At 56.7% G+C, this 580-nt stretch carries 1 protein-coding gene; it reads right to left on the reverse strand.

Going from position 1 to position 580, the window contains the following annotated elements:
* Positions 1–61: 61 nt before the first annotated feature.
* Positions 62–457, reverse strand: coding sequence for a nuclear transport factor 2 family protein (locus AX685_RS16130; protein WP_231738957.1), 396 nt, complete (start codon positions 455–457; stop codon positions 62–64).
* Positions 458–580 lie beyond the last annotated feature (123 nt).

Raw genomic sequence — 580 nt, forward strand, 5'->3', positions numbered from 1 at the left:
TGATCTCGGACACGGACATAAGCCTATGCTCAGGGGATAGCCCCAAGCCTCCTTCATAGGCTTAAATCCGTCCGGTCAAAACAGGGGCCAGCTCATCGGCCGCCTCACCGGTTTTGGGCTGAATCCGGTAACGGTAGGTTTCGGTTGCAAGGGCAACCGGTCCCTCGAAGCGGACGTCGACCTTGTAGTCTGAGAAACGGAACGATTTGAACTGCTTCAGCTCGGGACCGAGATGATGAGCCAAGTACGTGGTGTAGCTGCCCTCAGATGCTCCTGTCTCGAAAATCTGCGCGTTGGTCGTGAACAGTCGCTCGGTTCCAGCGGCGTCAAGCTTTTCGATCGCCTTCTTGTACGACGACAGCACAGCCTTCACGGCGCGCGCATCAGCGGCTCGAGCGTCAGACTGCGCCCACGCCGCGGCGGGCAGAGCAATTGACAACGCCATGATCGTCTTCATCCCGATGTTCATTCCTGATCTCCCAAAATAAAACTCTCCACTTTAGGCTATCGCCGTTTGAGGCAATACGGGGACCGGTGAGAGGATGGTCGAAAACGTACGCTCTCATGACTGCCATCCGAG

It is taken from the genome of Sphingomonas sp. CCH9-F2 (assembly GCF_001556735.1).
Taxonomy (GTDB): domain Bacteria; phylum Pseudomonadota; class Alphaproteobacteria; order Sphingomonadales; family Sphingomonadaceae; genus Sphingomonas; species Sphingomonas ginsenosidimutans.